We start from the raw sequence: 17193 nt of genomic DNA on the forward strand, positions 1-17193 counted from the left end.
GACGGGCGCCGGCGCCCCCGCGGTGGGGGCCCGGCGCCTCGGGGCGGCTGTCGCGCTGGTCAGTCCTACTTCTCCCGCGCCCCGTCGTCGTCGGCTGCGTCGTCCTTGGCGTCGTCGCCCATGTCCAGGCTGTCCTTGCCGAGGGTCTTGCCGACGGTGCCGAGGGTCTTCTCGACGTCCACCCCGCCCAGCGGACCGACGGCGGCGTGCGACGGGGTGACCGCCGCGACGACGAACCCGGCGGCGAGGGAGGCGATGGCGAACATGCTGCGCTTCTTCATGCCCGGCCCAACGGCCGGAACCGGACGGAGGTCACGCCCGGTTCACGAAGACGACGGAGCCGGTGGGAGGGGCAGCGCGACCCGTCCCGCCACGCGGGCCCCTCCGTCACACCCCTGCCGCGGCCGCCCTCTCCCGCCCCACCAGCACCGCCGCTGCCGCCCCCACCAGGCCCGCGTCCGTGCCCATCCGGGCCGGGGCCACGGTCAGGTGGCGGACGAAGGAGAGGGTGGCGTAGTCGCCCAGGGCCTTGCGCAGCGGGGCGAAGAGGACGTCGCCCGCCTTGCCGACGCCGCCGCCGATCACGGCGATGTCGATCTCGACGAGGGTCGCGGTGGCGGCGATCCCGGCGGCCAGCGCCCGCGCGGCCCGCTCGAAGGAGGCCACCGCCACCGGGTCCCCGGTCCGGGCCGCGGCGGCCACCGCGGCGGCGGAGGTGTCGCCGTCGGGGCCGGGGCGCCAGCCGTCCGCCAGCGCCCGGCGGGCGATGTTCGGGCCGCTCGCGATGCGCTCGACGCAGCCGCGCGCCCCGCACGGGCAGGGGTCACCGTCGAGGTCGACGCTGATGTGCCCTATGTGACCCGCGTTGCCGGTGGGCCCGGGATGCAGTCGGCCGCCCAGGACCAGACCGCCCCCGACGCCGGTGGAGACCACCATGCACAGCGCGTTGTCGTGCCCGCGTGCCGCGCCCTGCCAGTGCTCGGCGGCGGTGATCGCGACGCCGTCGCCGATCAGCTCGACCGGCAGCCCCCCGGTCACCGCCCGGACCCGTTCGACCAGCGGGTAGTCCCGCCAGCCGGGCACGTTCACCGGGCTGACGGTGCCCGCGGAGGCGTCCACCGGCCCCGCGCTGCCGATGCCCACGGCGCCCGCGCGGGCCCACAGCGGCGCGGCGGTCAGCTCGCCGAGCACCTCTTCGACGGCCCGCATCACGGTGTCGCCGCCCTGCTGGGCGGGCGTCGGGCGCTGCGCCCGCACCAGGATCCGGCCGTGACCGTCGATCAGCGCTCCGGCGATCTTGGTCCCGCCGATGTCGAGTGCGGCCACGAGATCGGTGTGCATGAGTCTCAGAACTCCCCGTCAACCAGGTCGGCTTTCCCCCGTCGGCGGGGAAAAGGGCAGGCCGGTCCAGCGGTGGGGGCGCGGGCCGGAAGTCAGCGAGGACAGTGTCCCCTGCGCCTGACAACGTTGTCCAGGCTCTATGCTCGACGCCACATCCTCATACAAACGACGAGCCGACGCACCCCCGTGAACGACAGGACAGGACGCCGAAACGTGCCCGACACCTACCGCCGGTCCGAGAACCGCTACGGCAACCGCCCGACCATGAAGGACGTCGCCGCGCGTGCCGGGGTCGGACTGAAGACGGTCTCGCGCGTCGTCAACGGTGAGCCCGGGGTCACCCCGGAGACGGAGCGCCGCGTCCAGGAGGCCATCGACGCGCTCGGCTTCCGCCGCAACGACAGCGCGCGGGTGCTGCGCAAGGGCCGTACGGCGAGCATCGGCCTGGTCCTGGAGGACCTCGCCGACCCGTTCTACGGGCCGCTCAGCCGGGCCGTGGAGGAGGTGGCCCGCGCGCACGGCGCCCTGCTCATCAACGGATCGAGTGCCGAGGACCCCGACCGCGAGCAGGAACTGGTCCTCGCGCTGTGCGCGCGGCGGGTGGACGGGCTGGTCGTGATCCCGGCCGGGGACGACCACCGCTATCTGGAGCCCGAGCTGAAGGCGGGCGTCGCCACGGTCTTCGTGGACCGTCCGGCCGGGCAGATCGACGCCGACGTGGTGCTGTCGGACAACTTCGGCGGCGCCCGCGACGGCGTCGCCCACCTGATCGCGCACGGGCACCGCAGGATCGGCTTCATCGGCGACATGCCCCGCATCCACACCGCGGCGGAGCGGCTGCGCGGCTACCGGGCGGCGATGGAGGCCGCGGGGATAGCGGTCGCGGACGCCTGGATGTCCCTCGGCGTCACCGACCCGGAGCGGGTGCGGCGGTCCGCGCGGGAGATGCTCTCCGGTCCCGACCCGGTCACCGCGGTCTTCACCGGCAACAACCGGGTGACGGTGACCGTGATCCGCGTCCTCGCCGAACAGCTCCGCCCGGTCGCCCTCGTCGGCTTCGACGACATCGAGCTGGCCGATCTGCTCCAGCCGGGTGTCACGGTCGTGGCCCAGGACTCCGCCGCCCTCGGCCGCACCGCCGCCGAGCGCCTCTTCCGCCAGCTCGACGGCACCCTGCTGCTGCCGGAGCGGATAGAACTGCCGACCCGCCTCGTCACCCGCGGCTCGGGTGAACTCCCCCCGGCCGACTGAACCCCGCACGCCCGGAGTAGACCGGAGACGGCCCTGCACCCTCACGACGACACCCCCGCGCCCGTCGACGACCGCACCCTGGAGTCACTGGGTCTCGCCGCGGCGCCCCGCGAGCACCCGCTGACGTACCCCGGCGCCTGGCCGTCGGAGTCCGGGCTGCTGGACGGCGACCGGTTCCTGCCCCTCACCCGGCTGGTGCACGAGGACCGCACACCGGTCCTCGCCGTCGGCTCCAACGCCAGCCCCGGGCAGCTGCGCCACAAGATGGCCCGGGTCGGCGTGGACGGGCCGCTGCCCATGGTCAGGGCCCGGGTCACCGGCGTCGACGTCGGCGTCTCCGCGCACGTGAGCCGGATGGGCTACGTCAGCGCCTCCCCGGTCAGCGCGCCGGGGACGGTGCGCGAGCTGTTCGTCCTCTGGCTGGACCCGCGCCAGCTCGCCGCCATCGACGCCAGCGAGGGCGTACCCGTGCCGGACGGCAACTACCGCCGCGCCTGGCTGCCCGACGGCGAGGTGAGCGTCGAACTGGACGGCGGCGAGCGCCTCCCGGGTGCCCATGTCTACGTCAACCAGCACGGCGTCCTCCACGACGGCACCGGCGTCCCCCGCGGCCACCCCGGCCAGCGCGCCCTCCTCAGCGAGCTCCTGCTGGCCCTGCCGAGGTTGCGGGAGCTGTTCGGGGTGACCCCCGAGGAGTTCTGTGCCCGCGCCCGCGGGAACCCGGAGCTGTGCGCCCGGGGGACCCGGCTGCTGGCGGAGGAGAAGCTCGTCACGCGGTCGGGACTCGAGGCCTACGTAACCCACTGAACGGGCCCGGTCACGCCCCCGCGGCCGTCAGATCCCCCGCCGGGGCCGCGCGAAGCCCTCCAGGTCGGCCCGCGTGAGCGCCGTCGCGCGGGACACCTCGGCGGTGTCGAGGGCGCCGCAGTCCAGGCCGCGCAGCAGGTAGCCGCTGAGGGCCTTGGCGGTGGCGGGTTCGTCCATGACGTCGCCGGTGGCGCGGCCGACGTAGCGGGCGAGGCGGGCGGCGGCCTCGGCGAAGCCCTCGCGGTAGAAGGCGAAGACGGCGGCGTAGCGGGTGGGCAGGTGGCCGGGGTGCATGTCCCAGCCCTGGTAGTAGGCGCGGGCGAGGGCGCGGCGGGTGAGGCCGTAGTGCAGCCGCCAGGCGTCGTGGACCCGCTCGGTGGGGCCGACCGGCAGGACGTTGGTGGAGCCGTCGCAGACGCGTACGCCGGTGCCCGCGGCGGCGACCTGCATGACCGCCTTGGCGTGGTCGGCGGCGGGGTGGTCGCTGGCCTGGTGGGCGGCGGAGACGCCGAGGCAGGCGCTGTAGTCGAAGGTGCCGTAGTGCAGTCCGGTGGCGCGGCCCTGGGCGGCCTGGATCATGCGGGCGACGGTGGCGGTGCCGTCGGCGGCGAGGACGGCCTGGCTGGTCTCGACCTGTATCTCGAAGCCGAGCCGCCCGGGGGCGAGGCCGTGCGCCTCCTCGAAGGCCTCCAGGAGCCGGACCATGGCGGTGACCTGCTCGGGGTAGGTCACCTTGGGCAGGGTCAGGACCAGCCCGTCGGGCAGCCCGCCGGACGCCATCAGGCCGGTGAGGAAGATGTCGAGGGTGCGGATGCCCCGGTCGCGGACGGCGGCCTCCAGGCACTTCACGCGGATGCCCGTGTAGGGGGCCGCGGTGCCGTCGGCGTACGCCGCGGCGACCAGGCGGGCCGCGCGGGCGGCCGTCCGGTCCTCCTCGGCGTCGGGGCGGGGGCCGTAGCCGTCCTCGAAGTCGACGCGGAGGTCCTCCACGGGTTCGCGTTCCAGTTTGGCCCGCACGCGCGCGTACACGGCTTCGGCGAGGTCGTCGTCGAGGCCGAGGACGGCGGCGAGGGCGGCGGCGTCCGGGGCGTGCTCGTCGAGGGCGGCGAGGGCGCGGTCGCCCCAGGCGCGCGGGGTGTCGGCGGTGAGGGCGTCGCCGGGGACGTAGACGGTGTGGACGGGCTGGCGGGTGCCGGGGTCCCCGGGGTAGCGGCGCCGCAGTTCGGCGTCGACGGGTGCGAGGGAGGCGCTGACCTGCTCGGTGACGGTGCCCGGGAGGCTCGTCGCCACCTGCTCCTGCTGCCCCTGGCCCATGCCACGTCCTCACGTCTTCCGCGATACGAGATCAACAATTTGTTGAATGAAGTTATCCGGCGCCCTTCCCGCCGGTCAACACCTTCCCCCGGACGCGGAGGCCCCCGCGACCGGCGTCGGTCGCGGGGGCCTCGTGGCGCTGGCGCGGGATCAGCCCTTGCGGGTCTTGACCTCTTCGGTGAGCTGCGGGACGACGTCGAACAGGTCGCCGACGACGCCGTAGTCCACCAGGTCGAAGATCGGGGCCTCGGGGTCCTTGTTGACGGCCACGATCGTCTTCGAGGTCTGCATACCGGCGCGGTGCTGGATGGCACCGGAGATGCCGGAGGCGATGTAGAGCTGCGGCGAGACCGACTTGCCGGTCTGGCCGACCTGGTTGGTGTGCGGGTACCAGCCGGCGTCCACCGCGGCGCGCGAGGCGCCGACGGCCGCGCCGAGCGAGTCGGCGAGCGCCTCGATGATCGCGAAGTTCTCGGCGCCGTTGACACCGCGGCCACCGGAGACGACGATCGCGGCCTCGGTCAGCTCCGGACGCCCGGTCGACTCACGCGGCGTGCGCGCGGTGACCTTCGTACCGGTGGCCTTCTCGGAGAAGGTCACCGACAGGGCCTCGACCGCACCGGCGGCCGGGGCGGCCTCGACGGCGGCGCTGTTCGGCTTCACCGTGATGACCGGGGTGCCCTTGGTGACGCGGGACTTGGTGGTGAAGGCGGCGGCGAACACCGACTGGGTGGCCACCGGACCCTCGTCACCGGCCTCCAGGTCGACGGCGTCGGTGATGATGCCGGAGCCGATGCGCAGCGCCAGCCGGGCGGCGATCTCCTTGCCCTCGGCGGAGGACGGCACCAGCACGGCGGCCGGGGACACGGCCTCGTAGGCGGCCTGGAGGGCGTCGACCTTCGGTACGACCAGGTAGTCGGCGTACTCGGCGGCCTCGTGGGTGAGGACGCGGGTCGCGCCGTGCTCGGCGAGCGCGGCGGCGGTGTCCGCGGCGCCGTTGCCCAGCGCGACGGCGACCGGCTCGCCGACGCGGCGGGCGAGGGTGAGCAGCTCAAGGGTCGGCTTGCGGACGGCGCCGTCCACGTGGTCGACGTAGACGAGAACTTCAGCCATGGGACTTCTTCTCTCCTGCTTGCGGAAGATGAGGGGCGGTCAGCGAACTGGGGCTCAGATGAACTTCTGGCCCGCGAGGAACTCAGCGAGCTGCTTGCCGCCCTCGCCCTCGTCCTTGACGATCGTGCCCGCGGTGCGCGCGGGACGCTCGGCCGCGGCGTCGACCGTGGTGTAGGCGTTCTCCAGGCCGACCTCGTCCTCGTCGATGTCGAGGTCGGAGAGGTCCCAGGACTCCACCGGCTTCTTCTTGGCGGCCATGATGCCCTTGAACGACGGGTAACGCGCCTCGCCCGACTGGTCGGTGACGGACACGACCGCGGGGAGCCGCGCCTCCAGCTGCTCGCTCGCGGCGTCGCCGTCCCGGCGACCCTTGACGGTGCCGTCCTCGACGGAGACCTCGGAGAGCAGCGTGACCTGCGGGACGCCCAGGCGCTCCGCCAGCAGCGCGGGGACGACGCCCATGGTGCCGTCGGTGGAGGCCATGCCGGAGACGACCAGGTCGTAACCGGCCTTCTCGATGGCCTTGGCCAGCACCAGGGAGGTGCCGATGGCGTCGGTGCCGTGCAGGTCGTCGTCCTCGACGTGGATCGCCTTGTCCGCGCCCATCGACAGGGCCTTGCGCAGGGCGTCCTTGGCGTCCTCCGGACCCACGGTGAGGACGGTGACCTCGGCGTCGTCGGCGTCCTCGGCGATCTGGAGCGCCTGCTCGACCGCGTACTCGTCCAGTTCGGAGAGCAGGCCGTCCACGTCGTCGCGGTCGACGGTCAGGTCATCGGCGAAGTGCCGGTCGCCAGTGGCGTCGGGCACGTACTTCACAGTGACAACGATCCTCAAGCTCACGCCGGCTCTCCTACTGCATCGTCATTTCTCGGCTGCCTCTTGCAGGCAGCATAGGCGCCCCAAGCGGCCATTCCCGGTTGGGGCGGCCCGCGCTCCGACCGGAATATTACTCGTCAGTACACCTAGTTCATGCCCGCTAAGCAAGCGCTTTGAACTGTGACCTTCGCAACGCAGCGTAACCGGAATAGGACGGCTCCGCAGAGCGGGGCGGAGAGTGGTCAATCCCGCAGCCCGGTGAAACGGCCCTGGTGGTAGAGGAGCGGACGACCGGTGCCCGTGGTGTCGCCCCCGGCGACCTCGGCCAGCACGATCCGGTTGTCCGCCGCGGGCACCAGCGCCACCACCCGGCACACCAGCCAGACGAGCACGTCGTCGAGGACGGGAACGCCCTCCGGGCCCTCCCGCCAGGAGGTGGGGGCGGCGAAGCGGTCGGCGCCGCTGCGGGCGAAGGTGGCGGCCAGCTCGCGCTGGCGCTCGCCCAGGATGTGGATGCCCACGTGGTCGGCGGCGGACACCGCCGGCCAACAGGAGGAGCCCCCGCTGATGCCGAAGGAGAGCATCGGGGGCTCGGCGGAGACCGAGGTCAGGGAGGTGGCGGTGAAGCCGACGGGGCCCGTCTCGCCACGGGCGGTGATCACCGCGACCCCGGCCGCGTGGTGCCGGAAGGCGGACCGCAGCAGGTCGGGTGAGGCGAGCTGGTGTACCCCGAGGTCGGACGTTGCCGTCATGGAGTCGTCTCCGCAGACATACAGTCAGACTGACGATAGTTGGTCCGCACAGTCAAGTTCGTCCCAGGAAGTGGGAGATGACTCTCACCAGCGCTCTCACCCCTGGACGGCCGCTCCCAGTGCCGCGATCACATCCGCCTTGCGCGGCTGTCCGGCCGCCCTCCGCACGATACGGCCCCCGGCATCGAGTACCAGTACAGTCGGCGTCTTGTGGACGCCCAGGGCGCGTACCAGGTCCAGCCGGGCCTCGGCGTCGACCTCGACATGGGTGACGCCCTCGACCAGGGCGGCGACCTCGCCGAGGACCCGCCGGGTGGCGCGGCAGGGCGCGCAGAACGCGGTGGAGAACTGCACGAGGGTGGCGCGTTCGCCGAGTGGTCCGCCCAGGTCGGCCGCGCGCAGCCGTTCTCCGTCCTCCCGCATACCGCCCCTCCCGCTGCTCCCTCTCCGGCCGTCCCCTGTCTCAGCGCCCCCGGTGGCGCGTTGATTCCCCGGCCGTCCGGGCGGACGTGACGAGGATCTCCCCGGTTACCGGCACCAGGGCTGGCTACCCGTGCGTTCTTCGGGCACGATCTGCGAGATGCCGTAAACCTACGGCTGCGTAACTTTCCCGCCGGGATCCCCTTCCCAGGCAGAGGCGAAGAAGGAAGGGCCACCACCGTCCATGGCCGAGCTTGTCTACCGTCCCGTCATCGGTCTCGCCCTCACGATGTTCAAGGCGTGGGACCTGAAGATCGACTGCAAGGGGTCGGAGAACATTCCGCGCTCGGGTGGTGCCGTGCTGGTGAGCAATCACATCAGCTACCTGGACTTCATCTTCAACGGCCTCGCCGCGCTGCCGCAGAAGCGCCTGGTCCGCTTCATGGCGAAGGACTCCGTCTTCCGCCACAAGGTCTCCGGCCCGCTGATGCGCGGCATGAAGCACATCCCGGTCGACCGGGAGCAGGGCGAGGCGGCCTACGCGCACGCCCTGGACTCGCTGCGCTCGGGTGAGGTGATCGGGGTGTTCCCGGAAGCCACCATCTCCCCCTCGTTCACGCTGAAGAGCTTCAAGTCGGGCGCCGCGCGCCTGGCCCAGGAGGCGGGCGTGCCGCTCGTCCCGATGGCGGTCTGGGGCACCCAGCGGCTGTGGACGAAGGGCCACCCGCGCAACTTCAGGCGCAGCCACATCCCGGTGACCATCCGGGTCGGCGAGGCGATCGAGGCGTCCCGGGAGCAGTACGCGGGCGCCCTCACCCGGCGGCTGCGCGAGCGCGTGCAGGAACTGCTCGACGCCGCCCAGCGCGCCTACCCCGCCCGCCCCAAGGGCGCGGACGACTCCTGGTGGCTGCCCGCCCACCTCGGCGGCACGGCCCCGACGCCGGAGCAGGTCCGCGCGGCCGAGGCGAGCTGAGGTCAGCCTTCCGCACCGAGCGCCGTGGGCAGCGTCCGCCACAGGTGCGGCCGGTCCCGGGCGCTCCTGAGGGCGTCCAGGACGAGCGGGTGCGGCTCGGCGTACAACACGGGGTAGTCGACCTCGCCCGACAGCGGGTCGGTCACCCACGCCAGCCGCTCCCCGTCCAGGGAGAAGCGGGCGTCCACACCGGGCTTGTTGCCGCGCGGGTCCTGCCGGTGCCAGGCCCCGTGGAACCGTACGGCGACCAGTCCGTGGACGGCGTGTCCGGTCCCGTCGCCGTCGGCCAGCCGCTGGTAGCAGAGCGCGGTGGGGATGTCCTCGGCGCGCAGCAGCGCGGCGAGCGCGTGGGCCTTGGCGTAGCAGATGCCGGTGCGCTGGGCGAGCACGTCGGAGGCGCGCCAGGTGACGCGCAGATCGCCGGAGTCCTGGGAGTGCGGGATGGTGTCGCGGACGAACTCGTAGGCGACCCGCGCATAGGCATACGAGTCGGTGGCGCCCCTGGCGAGCCGTGCCGCGGTGTCCCGTACCGTCGGGTGCTCGTGGTCGATGACCTCGTCGGCCTGGAGATATACCGAGAGGTCGGGGGTGTTCTGGATCAGCTGCATGTCCGCAGAGCATAGGTATGCGATCACCCGACAGTCAATGACTTTTCAGGTGACCGCATACTTATGCAGAGGCTTAGCGGGCCATCTCCTCCTTGAGCGCGGCGACGAAGGCGTCCACGTCGTCCTCGGTGGTGTCGTAGGAGCACATCCAGCGGACGTCGCCCGCGGTCTCGTCCCAGAAGTAGAAGCGGAACCGCTTCTGGAGCCGCTCGCTCACGTCGTGCGGGAGGCGCGCGAAGACCGCGTTGGCCTGCACCGGGTAGAGGATCTCCACGCCGTGCACCGCCCGCACGCCCTCGGCGAGGCGCTGCGCCATCTCGTTGGAGTGGCGGGCGTTGCGCAGCCACAGGTCCTTCGCCAGCAGCGCCTCCAGTTGCACGGACACGAAGCGCATCTTGGAGGCGAGCTGCATGGACAGCTTGCGCAGGTGCCTCATGTGCCGGACGGCGTCCTGGTTGACGACCACGACCGCCTCGCCGAACAGGGCGCCGTTCTTGGTGCCGCCGAGCGAGAGGATGTCGACGCCGACCGCGTTGGTGAAGGTCCGCATGGGGACGTCCAGGGAGGCGGCGGCGTTGGATATCCGGGAGCCGTCCAGGTGCACCTTCATGCCGTGCGCGTGGGCGTGGTCGCAGATCGCGCGGATCTCGTCCGGGGTGTAGAGGGTGCCCAGCTCGGTGCTCTGGGTGATCGAGACGACCTGCGGCATCGCGCGGTGCTCGTCCTCCCAGCCGTACGCCTGCCGGTCGATCAGCTCGGGGGTGAGCTTGCCGTCCGGGGTGGGCACGGTGAGCAGCTTGAGCCCGCCCATGCGCTCCGGCGCGCCGCCCTCGTCGACGTTGATGTGCGCGCTCTCGGCGCACACCACCGCGCCCCAGCGGTCGGTGACCGCCTGGAGCGCGACGACGTTCGCCCCGGTGCCGTTGAAGACCGGGAACGCCTCGGCGGTGGCGCCGAAGTGGCTGCGGACGATCCGCTGGAGGTTCTGCGTGTAGTCGTCCTCGCCGTAGGCGACCTGGTGGCCGCCGTTGGCCAGGGCCAGGGCGGCGAGCACCTCCGGGTGGGCCCCGGCGTAGTTGTCGCTGGCGAAACCGCGGACCTCGGGGTCGTGGTGGCGACGCGCGTCGGTCTTCGCAGGGTTCACGGCTTCTCTGTGAGCCACAGACGGCTTCCGTTCACTTCGGCGGCGGGCCGGTCCCAGACGCCGACGACGGCCTCGGCGAGATCCTCGACGTCCGTGAAGCCCGCGAACTTCGCGTGGGGGCGCTCGGCGCGCATCGCGTCGTGCACCAACGCCTTCACCACCAGGATCGCAGCCGCCGACGTCAGCCCCCGCTCGCCCCCCGCCTTGCGGAAGGCGTCGGCCAGGGCGAGCGTCCACGCCTCGGCGGCGGCCTTGGCGGCGGCGTACGAGGCGTTGCCCGCGGTCGGCTTCGTCGCGCCCGCGGCGCTGATCAGCAGGTACCGGCCGCGGTCGCTGCGCTGGAGGCCCTCGTAGAAGGCCAGCGAGGTGTGCTGGACGGTGCGGATCAGCAGCAGCTCCAGGAAGTCCCAGTCGTCGAGGCTGGTCTTGACGAACGTCTCGCTGCCGCGCCAGCCGCCGACGAGGTGGACCAGGCCGTCGACGCGGCCGAACTCCTTCTCGGTGCGCGCGGCCCAGTCCCGGGTGGAGTCGAGGTCGAGCAGGTCGACCGTCTCGCCGGTGACGGTGGCGCCGCCGTGCGCGTACCGCGCGGCGTCCACGGCCTCGGCGAGCCGTTCCGGGTCGTTGTCCGCGCCGACGACGGTCGCACCCGCCTCGGCGAGCCGCCGCAGCGCCGCACGCCCGGCGGGTCCGCCCGCGCCGGCGACCGCGATCACCGCACCGTTGAGCGCGCCGTTCCCCATGGTCCTCGCCTCCTGAGCCGTCCGGGCCGTGCTGCGCGCGCCGTCGCTCACGCGGCGACCCGCTCGGCGCTCTCCGCCGTGATGCCCTTGGTCGAGGCAATCACGTTCTTGAGCTTCTTGGACAGCGCCTCGTAGAACATGCTCAGCGGAAACTCGTCCGGAAGCACGTCGTCGACGAGCTTGCGCGGCGGGAGGGTCAGGTCCAGGGCGTCCGGGCCCTTGGCCCACCTGGAGCCGGGGTGCGGGGCCAGGTAGGTGGCGACCAGCTCGTACCCGGCGAACCAGTGGACCAGCTTGGGCCGGTCGATGCCGTCACGGTAGAGCTTCTCGATCTCGGCGCAGAGCTGGTTGGTGATCTGCGGGGCGCGCTGCCAGTCGATGGTCAGCTTGTTGTCGGTCCAGCGGACGACGTCGTGCTTGTGCAGGTAGGCGAAGAGGAGCTGCCCGCCGAGGCCGTCGTAGTTGCGGGTGCGCGCGCCGGTGACCGGGAAGCGGAACATCCGGTCGAACAGCACGGCGTACTGCACGTCACGGGCCTGCGGGACGCCCTCGTCGGCCAGCTTCACGGCCTCCTTGAAGGCGGTGAGGTCGCAGCGCAGCTCCTCCAGGCCGTACATCCAGAACGGCTGCCGCTGCTTGATCATGAACGGGTCGAAGGGCAGGTCGCCGTGGCTGTGGGTGCGGTCGTGGACCATGTCCCACAGGACGAACGCCTCCTCGCTGCGCTTCTGGTCGTGGACCATCGCGGCGATGTCCTCGGGCAGTTCCAGGCCGAGGAGGTCGACGGCGGCGGCGGTGACCCGGCGGAAGCGGGCGGCCTCGCGGTCGCAGAAGATGCCGCCCCAGGTGAAGCGCTCGGGGGCCTCACGGACGGCGATCGTCTCCGGGAAGAGGACGGCCGAGTTGGTGTCGTAGCCGGAGGTGAAGTCCTCGAAGGAGATGCCGCAGAACAGCGGGTTGTCGTAGCGGGTGCGCTCCAGCTCGGCCAGCCAGTCGGGCCAGACCATGCGCAGCACGACCGCCTCCAGGTTGCGGTCGGGGTTGCCGTTCTGGGTGTACATCGGGAAGACGACCAGGTGCTGGAGGCCGTCCCGGCGGTCCGCCGCGGGGTGGAAGGCGAGCAGCGAGTCCAGGAAGTCGGGCACCCCGAAGCCGCCCTCGGCCCACCCGCGCAGGTCCGCGACGAGGGCCCGGTGGTAGGCGGCGTCGTGCGGCAGCAGTCCGGTCAGCGCCTCGACGGACTCGGTGATCCGGCGTACGGCGGTCTCGGCCTCCGCGCGCGCGGGGGCCCCGTCGGCGTCGAAGTCGATCGACCCGTCCTCGGACTGCCACGGCCGGATCCGCTCCACCGCATCCTTGAGCACGGGCCACGCCGGGTGTTCCACCACCCTGGTCGCGGGAGGAACCCGTCCCTCCGTCGCCGCCTGCACAAGAATTTCCGTCATGTCCCATCCTCAGCTGGAGAACCTTGCGTAGGAAAACCGTATACACAGGAGGTTCACCCCAGCAAGACGAGCGGGAGGAAATTCTTCTGCATACCCCGGGGGTTCACCGCATTTTTTCCTGTCAGCTACGGCCAACGCGGCGACTTCTACCCACAACTAGGCTGCCCATGCACCGCCGTCGACGGAAGCGAGCGAATCTTGAACTTCGTCACCCTCGGGCACCGCGGGATCATGGGCACCGAGCCGGAGAACACCCTGCGGTCCTTCGTCGCCGCCCGGGCGGCCGGGCTCGACGTCATCGAGCTGGACCTGCACCTCAGCAAGGACGACGCCCTGGTCGTGATGCACGACGCGGACGTGGACCGCACCACCGACGGCACCGGTCCGGTCGCCGGGCAGACCCTCGCCGAGCTGCGCGCGCTGGACGCCGGGCGGGGTGAGCGGGTGCCGGTCTTCGAGGAGGTGCTGGACGCGGTGGACACGCCGTTGCAGGCCGAGATCAAGGACGTCCGCGCGGCACGGGCGCTGGCGGCGGTGCTGAACGCGCGGGACCTGGCGGGGCGGGTGGAGGTCTCCTCGTTCCACGACGAGGCGGTGGCGGAGGTCGCCCGGCTGGTGCCCGGCGTCCGCACCGCGCTCATCGCCAGCCGGTACGACACCGGGATAGCCGAGCGCGCGGTGGCCGCGGGCGCGGCCACCGTCTGCCTCAACATCCGGCGGCTCACCCTGGAGACCGTGGAGCACGCGCGCGAGGCGGGCCTGCGGATCATCGGCTGGGTGGTCAACACGCCGCAGCACGTGCGGCTGGCGCGGGCGTTCGGCCTGGACGGCGCGACGACCGACCTGCCGGAGACGGCGCGCGCCCTCAGGCAGGGGGGCTGAGCCGCTTCACCAGCAGCTCGAACCGCAGGTCGTCGCGCTGCGGGATGCCGAACCGCTCGTCGCCGTAGGGGAAGGGGGTCATCCGGCCCGTACGGCGGTAGCCGCGGCGCTCGTACCAGGCGATGAGGTCCTCGCGTACGGAGATCACGGTCATGTGCATCTCCGTGGCGCCCCACTCCTCGCGCGCCAGCCGCTCCGCCTCCGCCATCACGGCCTTGCCGACGCCGCCGCCCTGGAGCGTGGGGCTGACCGCGAACATCCCGAAGTAGGCGTGCGCGCCGCGGTGCTCCAGCTGGCAGCAGGCGACGACGGCGCCGTCCCGTTCCACCGTCAGCAACCGGCTGCCGGGCGACTCGACGACCTCGCGCACGCCCCGCGGGTCGGTGCGCTGCCCCTGGAGGATGTCCGCCTCGGTGGTCCACCCGGCCCGGCTGGCGTCGCCCCGGTACGCCGACTCGATCAGCGCGACCAGGGTGTCCACGTCGTCGAGGGTGGCGGCACGGAAGCTCAGGGCGGTGGCGGTGGCGGCGGTGTCCATGGGGGTACGTCTCCGATCTCGGCGCGGCTCGGACCGCGACGAGCCTAACCCCGGCGCCCGCTGGTTAGGCTCCCGGGATGGTGCACGTACTGAGCAGCCGTGTCCTGCTCCGCCCCACCGACCCCGACCGCTCCCGCGTCTTCTACGGCGACCGGCTGGGCCTGCCCGTCTACCGCGAGTTCGGCACCGGCCCGGACCGCGGCACCGTGTACTTCCTGGGCGGCGGCTTCCTGGAACTCTCCGGGCGCTCGGCCGAGCCACCGTCACCCGCCGTCCGGCTCTGGCTCCAGGTCCCCGACGTCGCCGCGGCCCACGACGAGCTGCGGGCGGCCGGCGTCGACGTGACCCGGCCGCCGGTCAGGGAGCCGTGGGGCCTGGTCGAGATGTGGGTGGCGGACCCGGACGGCGTGCCGATCGTGCTGGTGGAGGTACCGGCCGACCACCCCCTGCGCTACCGGCCCGGCGTCTGAGCCGTACCGGGGCGGTGCTCCCAGCACCGGTCCGTGCGGGTGAGTTCGGTGAAGCCCGCGCGCGTCAGCCGGTCGACCGCCGCCCGGTCGGTGGCCGCCTCGTAGGCCACGAGCCGGTCGACCCCGCACAGCCGCAGCCAGTCGGCGGCACGCGCGAGCAGCTGGCGTTCGAAGCCGCGCCCGCGCTCGGCGGGGTCGGTGTGCAGGTTGCCGACGTCGGCGAGGCCCGCGGCGCGCGCGTGCCGTTCCGGGCGGGCGAGCGCCGTGTCGACCATGCGGTGCGGTACGCGGGCGAGGATACGCCGGGACCCGGGGCGGGCGACAGGGCGCGCCCCGGCGTCGGCTGGCCGGGGCCCTGGGCGGGGCCTAGCGTGCTCGTGGGGGTGCCCCGCTGCGAGAGGAATGGGATGGAGCTCGACAGGCCGGTGACCGGCGGGCCCTGCTGGGCGGAGCTGGGGACGAGCGACGTGGCCGGTGCGCGGCGCTTCTACGAGGCGCTGTTCGGGTGGCGGACCGAGACCGACCCCCGTCCGGAGGCCGGTGGCTACACCACCGCGCGGCTCGGCGACGCCGCGGTCGCCGCGCTGACGCCGCTGTACCAGGAGACGCAGCCCGTCGCCTGGAACGTGTCCTTCGCGGTGCCCGACGCGGACGCCGCCGCGCGCCGGGTGACCAGGGCCGGGGGCGCGGTGCTGCTCGGCCCGCTGGACGTGCTCGACGCGGGCCGGTTCGCGGTGGTCGTCGACCCGGGCGGCGCGGTCTTCCAGCTGTGGCAGGCGCGGGCCTTCCCCGGCGCGGGGGTGTTCAACACGCCCGGCTCGTTGGGCTGGGTGGAGCTGCTGACCAGGGAACCGGCGCGGGCCACCGACTTCTACCCGGCGGTGTTCGGCTGGACGGTGCGCGCCTCCCGGAACTACCGCCAGTGGGGCGTGGACGGACGGGACTTCGGCGGCATGGTGGCGATGGACGAGAAGTTCCCGCCGGAGGTGCCGCCGCACTGGCTGCCGTACTTCGCGGTCGCGGACGTGGACGCCGCCAACGCCGCCACCGTCCAGGCGGGCGGCGCGGCCCTGATGGACCCGACGTCGCTGCCCGACGGCCCGCGCATCGCGGTGCTGCGGGACCCGCAGGGGGCGGTGTTCGGGGTGTACCGGGCCGGGTCCGGGTTCTGACCCGGCACGCTCACCCGGGCAACGGCTTCAGCCGCGCGGCGGTGCCGCCAGACGGCCCTCCAGCCGGGCCAGCAACTCCCCCAGCAGCGCGGCCAGTTCTCCCTGCTCGGGCAGGCCGAGCCCGGACAGTACGGCGGCCTCGTAGGCGAGCTGCTCGGGGAGGATGCCGTCGACGACGTCCCGCCCGGCGTCCGTGAGGCGCACATGGGCCACCCGGCGGTCCCGGGTGTCGCCGCGCCGCTCGACCAGTCCGCGCTCGGTGAGCTGCTTCAGCCGCTTGGTGACGGCGGCCCCCGAGGAGTACGTCTCACGGGCCAGCTCGCCGGGGGTGAGTTCGTGGCCGGTGCGGCGCAACGCGCCGAGCAGGTCGAACTCGGGGCGACTGAGCCCGGCCCGGCGCAGCGGGGCGTCCTCGGCCTGCTGGAGGAGGGCGGCGCAGCGGTTGACCCGGCCGATGATCTCCATGGGGCCGGTGTCGAGTCCGGGGTGGACGGCTTGCCATTGCCGGACGACCGCGGCGACCGTGTCCCCCGTCGCCGTACGGCTGCCCGCGCCGCCGCCCGTCGGCCGTCCGTTCGTCCCCGTCATGGCCGTAGGTCCTCCGTATTCTCGTCCGTCGTTCCGGCCGCGTACGCGGCCCCGGCCGGGAGCAGTCCCTGGCGTCGCCCCGTATCGGCGAGCGTACGGTGTCCGGCCTGCTCGGCGAGGACGACCCGCTCCCCGTGCACCACCGCACGCCCCCCGCCGTACACCCTTGCGCTCGCGTGCGCGCCGTGGGGGCCGGGCAGGTGTCGACTGCTGCTGACCGTCCGAGCGGGAGGTGCGCGTGCACGGATCGGCTTCGCCCGGCTGGCTGCTGGTGGCGCTGTGCGCGGCTACCGGTGCCTACTGTCTGCTGCGGATGAGGAGCGGTGTGGAGGAACAGCGCCGGGCCGCGGGCGGCGAGGCGCTGATGGGCTTCGGGATGGCCGCGATGGCGGTGCCCGCGGCCGTGTTCACGCCGCCGGGGTGGGCGTGGCCGCTGTACGGCGCGGTGTTCGGGGCGGCGGCGCTGCGCGCCCTGTGGGCGGCGCGGTCCGACGCGTGCCATCTGCACCATCTGGTGGGGGCCGCGGCCATGGTCTACATGGCGGTGGTGATGGCGGGCGCCCCCGCCCACGCCTCCGCGCACGGCCACGGCGGCTCCGGCGTCCCGGCGCTGACCGGCGCGCTGCTGCTCTACTTCACCGGCTACGTCCTGCTGTCCGGCGCCCGGCTGGTCCCCGTACCGGCCGTGCCGGGCGGCCCGCCGGTCACCGGGTGGGCGGACCGGCCGGAGCTGGCGCGGGTGTGCAGGCTGTCGATGGGGATCGCCATGGTCGCGATGCTGCTGGCCATGTGAGCGCCGACGCGGTGGGACCGACC

21 protein-coding genes are annotated in these 17193 nt (G+C 73.1%); 7 read left to right on the forward strand and 14 right to left on the reverse strand.

Going from position 1 to position 17193, the window contains the following annotated elements:
* Positions 1 to 65: 65 nt before the first annotated feature.
* On the reverse strand, positions 66 to 281 hold the full coding sequence (locus ABZ659_RS16995; RefSeq protein ID WP_360219787.1) for a hypothetical protein: 216 nt from the start codon (positions 279 to 281) through the stop codon (positions 66 to 68).
* A gap of 106 nt (positions 282 to 387) precedes the next feature.
* Complete coding sequence (locus ABZ659_RS17000; RefSeq protein WP_360219790.1) at positions 388 to 1341, reverse strand: ROK family protein; 954 nt, start codon at positions 1339 to 1341, stop codon at positions 388 to 390.
* Between the two features lie 186 nt (positions 1342 to 1527).
* Between ABZ659_RS17000 and ABZ659_RS17005 the strand changes: the two genes are divergently transcribed.
* Both ABZ659_RS17005 and ABZ659_RS17010 read left to right on the forward strand, forming a co-directional pair.
* Positions 1528 to 2592: a LacI family DNA-binding transcriptional regulator gene (locus ABZ659_RS17005; RefSeq protein ID WP_360219793.1), complete on the forward strand. Its 1065-nt coding sequence runs from the start codon at positions 1528 to 1530 to the stop codon at positions 2590 to 2592.
* A gap of 33 nt (positions 2593 to 2625) precedes the next feature.
* Positions 2626 to 3399 carry a hypothetical protein gene (locus tag ABZ659_RS17010; RefSeq protein WP_360220031.1) on the forward strand — a complete coding sequence of 258 codons (774 nt, stop codon included), beginning with the start codon at positions 2626 to 2628 and terminating at the stop codon, positions 3397 to 3399.
* Positions 3400 to 3426: 27 nt separating this feature from the next.
* Here the strand turns inward: ABZ659_RS17010 and ABZ659_RS17015 are convergent, their stop codons facing one another.
* The 5 genes from ABZ659_RS17015 to ABZ659_RS17035 form a co-directional block, all read right to left on the reverse strand.
* Positions 3427 to 4713: an aldolase/citrate lyase family protein gene (locus ABZ659_RS17015; RefSeq protein ID WP_360219796.1), complete on the reverse strand. Its 1287-nt coding sequence runs from the start codon at positions 4711 to 4713 to the stop codon at positions 3427 to 3429.
* A 150-nt stretch (positions 4714 to 4863) separates the two neighbouring features.
* Positions 4864 to 5826 carry an electron transfer flavoprotein subunit alpha/FixB family protein gene (locus ABZ659_RS17020; RefSeq protein ID WP_360219799.1) on the reverse strand — a complete coding sequence of 321 codons (963 nt, stop codon included), beginning with the start codon at positions 5824 to 5826 and terminating at the stop codon, positions 4864 to 4866.
* A gap of 54 nt (positions 5827 to 5880) precedes the next feature.
* Positions 5881 to 6666: an electron transfer flavoprotein subunit beta/FixA family protein gene (locus ABZ659_RS17025; protein ID WP_360219802.1), complete on the reverse strand. Its 786-nt coding sequence runs from the start codon at positions 6664 to 6666 to the stop codon at positions 5881 to 5883.
* A gap of 218 nt (positions 6667 to 6884) precedes the next feature.
* Positions 6885 to 7394, reverse strand: a complete 510-nt coding sequence (locus ABZ659_RS17030) for a flavin reductase family protein (protein ID WP_360219806.1) — start codon at positions 7392 to 7394, stop codon at positions 6885 to 6887.
* Positions 7395 to 7490: 96 nt separating this feature from the next.
* Complete coding sequence (locus ABZ659_RS17035; RefSeq protein WP_360219809.1) at positions 7491 to 7817, reverse strand: thioredoxin family protein; 327 nt, start codon at positions 7815 to 7817, stop codon at positions 7491 to 7493.
* Between the two features lie 241 nt (positions 7818 to 8058).
* Between ABZ659_RS17035 and ABZ659_RS17040 the strand changes: the two genes are divergently transcribed.
* A complete protein-coding gene (locus ABZ659_RS17040; RefSeq protein ID WP_360219812.1) occupies positions 8059 to 8787 on the forward strand; it encodes a lysophospholipid acyltransferase family protein in 729 nt (242 codons plus the stop codon).
* Between the two features lie 2 nt (positions 8788 to 8789).
* Here the strand turns inward: ABZ659_RS17040 and ABZ659_RS17045 are convergent, their stop codons facing one another.
* The 4 genes from ABZ659_RS17045 to ABZ659_RS17060 form a co-directional block, all read right to left on the reverse strand.
* The gene (locus ABZ659_RS17045) at positions 8790 to 9395 is read right to left on the reverse strand and encodes a transglutaminase domain-containing protein (protein ID WP_360219815.1); all 606 of its coding nucleotides are present in this window, start codon (positions 9393 to 9395) and stop codon (positions 8790 to 8792) included.
* Positions 9396 to 9468: 73 nt separating this feature from the next.
* Complete coding sequence (locus ABZ659_RS17050) at positions 9469 to 10539, reverse strand: low specificity L-threonine aldolase (protein ID WP_360219818.1); 1071 nt, start codon at positions 10537 to 10539, stop codon at positions 9469 to 9471.
* A complete protein-coding gene (locus tag ABZ659_RS17055) occupies positions 10536 to 11282 on the reverse strand; it encodes an SDR family oxidoreductase (RefSeq protein ID WP_360219821.1) in 747 nt (248 codons plus the stop codon). Before ABZ659_RS17055 ends, ABZ659_RS17050 begins: the two co-directional genes overlap by 4 nt.
* A 47-nt stretch (positions 11283 to 11329) precedes the next feature.
* The gene (locus tag ABZ659_RS17060; protein ID WP_360219824.1) at positions 11330 to 12727 is read right to left on the reverse strand and encodes a DUF6421 family protein; all 1398 of its coding nucleotides are present in this window, start codon (positions 12725 to 12727) and stop codon (positions 11330 to 11332) included.
* A 198-nt stretch (positions 12728 to 12925) separates the two neighbouring features.
* Here ABZ659_RS17060 and ABZ659_RS17065 point away from each other — a divergent pair, with 198 nt between their 5' ends.
* Positions 12926 to 13609 (forward strand): glycerophosphodiester phosphodiesterase family protein, encoded by a 684-nt coding sequence (locus ABZ659_RS17065; protein WP_360219827.1) that lies wholly within the window; start codon positions 12926 to 12928, stop codon positions 13607 to 13609.
* Here ABZ659_RS17065 and ABZ659_RS17070 read toward each other — a convergent pair.
* Positions 13593 to 14147 carry a GNAT family N-acetyltransferase gene (locus ABZ659_RS17070; protein ID WP_360219830.1) on the reverse strand — a complete coding sequence of 185 codons (555 nt, stop codon included), beginning with the start codon at positions 14145 to 14147 and terminating at the stop codon, positions 13593 to 13595. The genes ABZ659_RS17065 and ABZ659_RS17070 overlap by 17 nt on opposite strands.
* Before the next feature lie 77 nt (positions 14148 to 14224).
* Here ABZ659_RS17070 and ABZ659_RS17075 point away from each other — a divergent pair, with 77 nt between their 5' ends.
* A complete protein-coding gene (locus ABZ659_RS17075) occupies positions 14225 to 14617 on the forward strand; it encodes a VOC family protein (RefSeq protein ID WP_360219833.1) in 393 nt (130 codons plus the stop codon).
* Here ABZ659_RS17075 and ABZ659_RS17080 read toward each other — a convergent pair.
* The gene (locus tag ABZ659_RS17080; protein ID WP_360219836.1) at positions 14599 to 14892 is read right to left on the reverse strand and encodes a GNAT family N-acetyltransferase; all 294 of its coding nucleotides are present in this window, start codon (positions 14890 to 14892) and stop codon (positions 14599 to 14601) included. The two genes, ABZ659_RS17075 and ABZ659_RS17080, sit on opposite strands and share 19 nt — an antisense overlap.
* Before the next feature lie 132 nt (positions 14893 to 15024).
* Here ABZ659_RS17080 and ABZ659_RS17085 point away from each other — a divergent pair, with 132 nt between their 5' ends.
* Positions 15025 to 15789: a VOC family protein gene (locus ABZ659_RS17085; protein WP_360219839.1), complete on the forward strand. Its 765-nt coding sequence runs from the start codon at positions 15025 to 15027 to the stop codon at positions 15787 to 15789.
* A 27-nt stretch (positions 15790 to 15816) separates the two neighbouring features.
* Here ABZ659_RS17085 and ABZ659_RS17090 read toward each other — a convergent pair whose 3' ends face one another.
* On the reverse strand, positions 15817 to 16377 hold the full coding sequence (locus ABZ659_RS17090; RefSeq protein WP_360219842.1) for a MarR family transcriptional regulator: 561 nt from the start codon (positions 16375 to 16377) through the stop codon (positions 15817 to 15819).
* Between the two features lie 238 nt (positions 16378 to 16615).
* Between ABZ659_RS17090 and ABZ659_RS17095 the strand changes: the two genes are divergently transcribed.
* Positions 16616 to 17170: a DUF5134 domain-containing protein gene (locus tag ABZ659_RS17095; RefSeq protein WP_360219845.1), complete on the forward strand. Its 555-nt coding sequence runs from the start codon at positions 16616 to 16618 to the stop codon at positions 17168 to 17170.
* Positions 17171 to 17193 lie beyond the last annotated feature (23 nt).

This window comes from Streptomyces sp. NPDC006997, from assembly GCF_040635175.1.
Classification (GTDB): Bacteria; Actinomycetota; Actinomycetes; order Streptomycetales; family Streptomycetaceae; genus Streptomyces.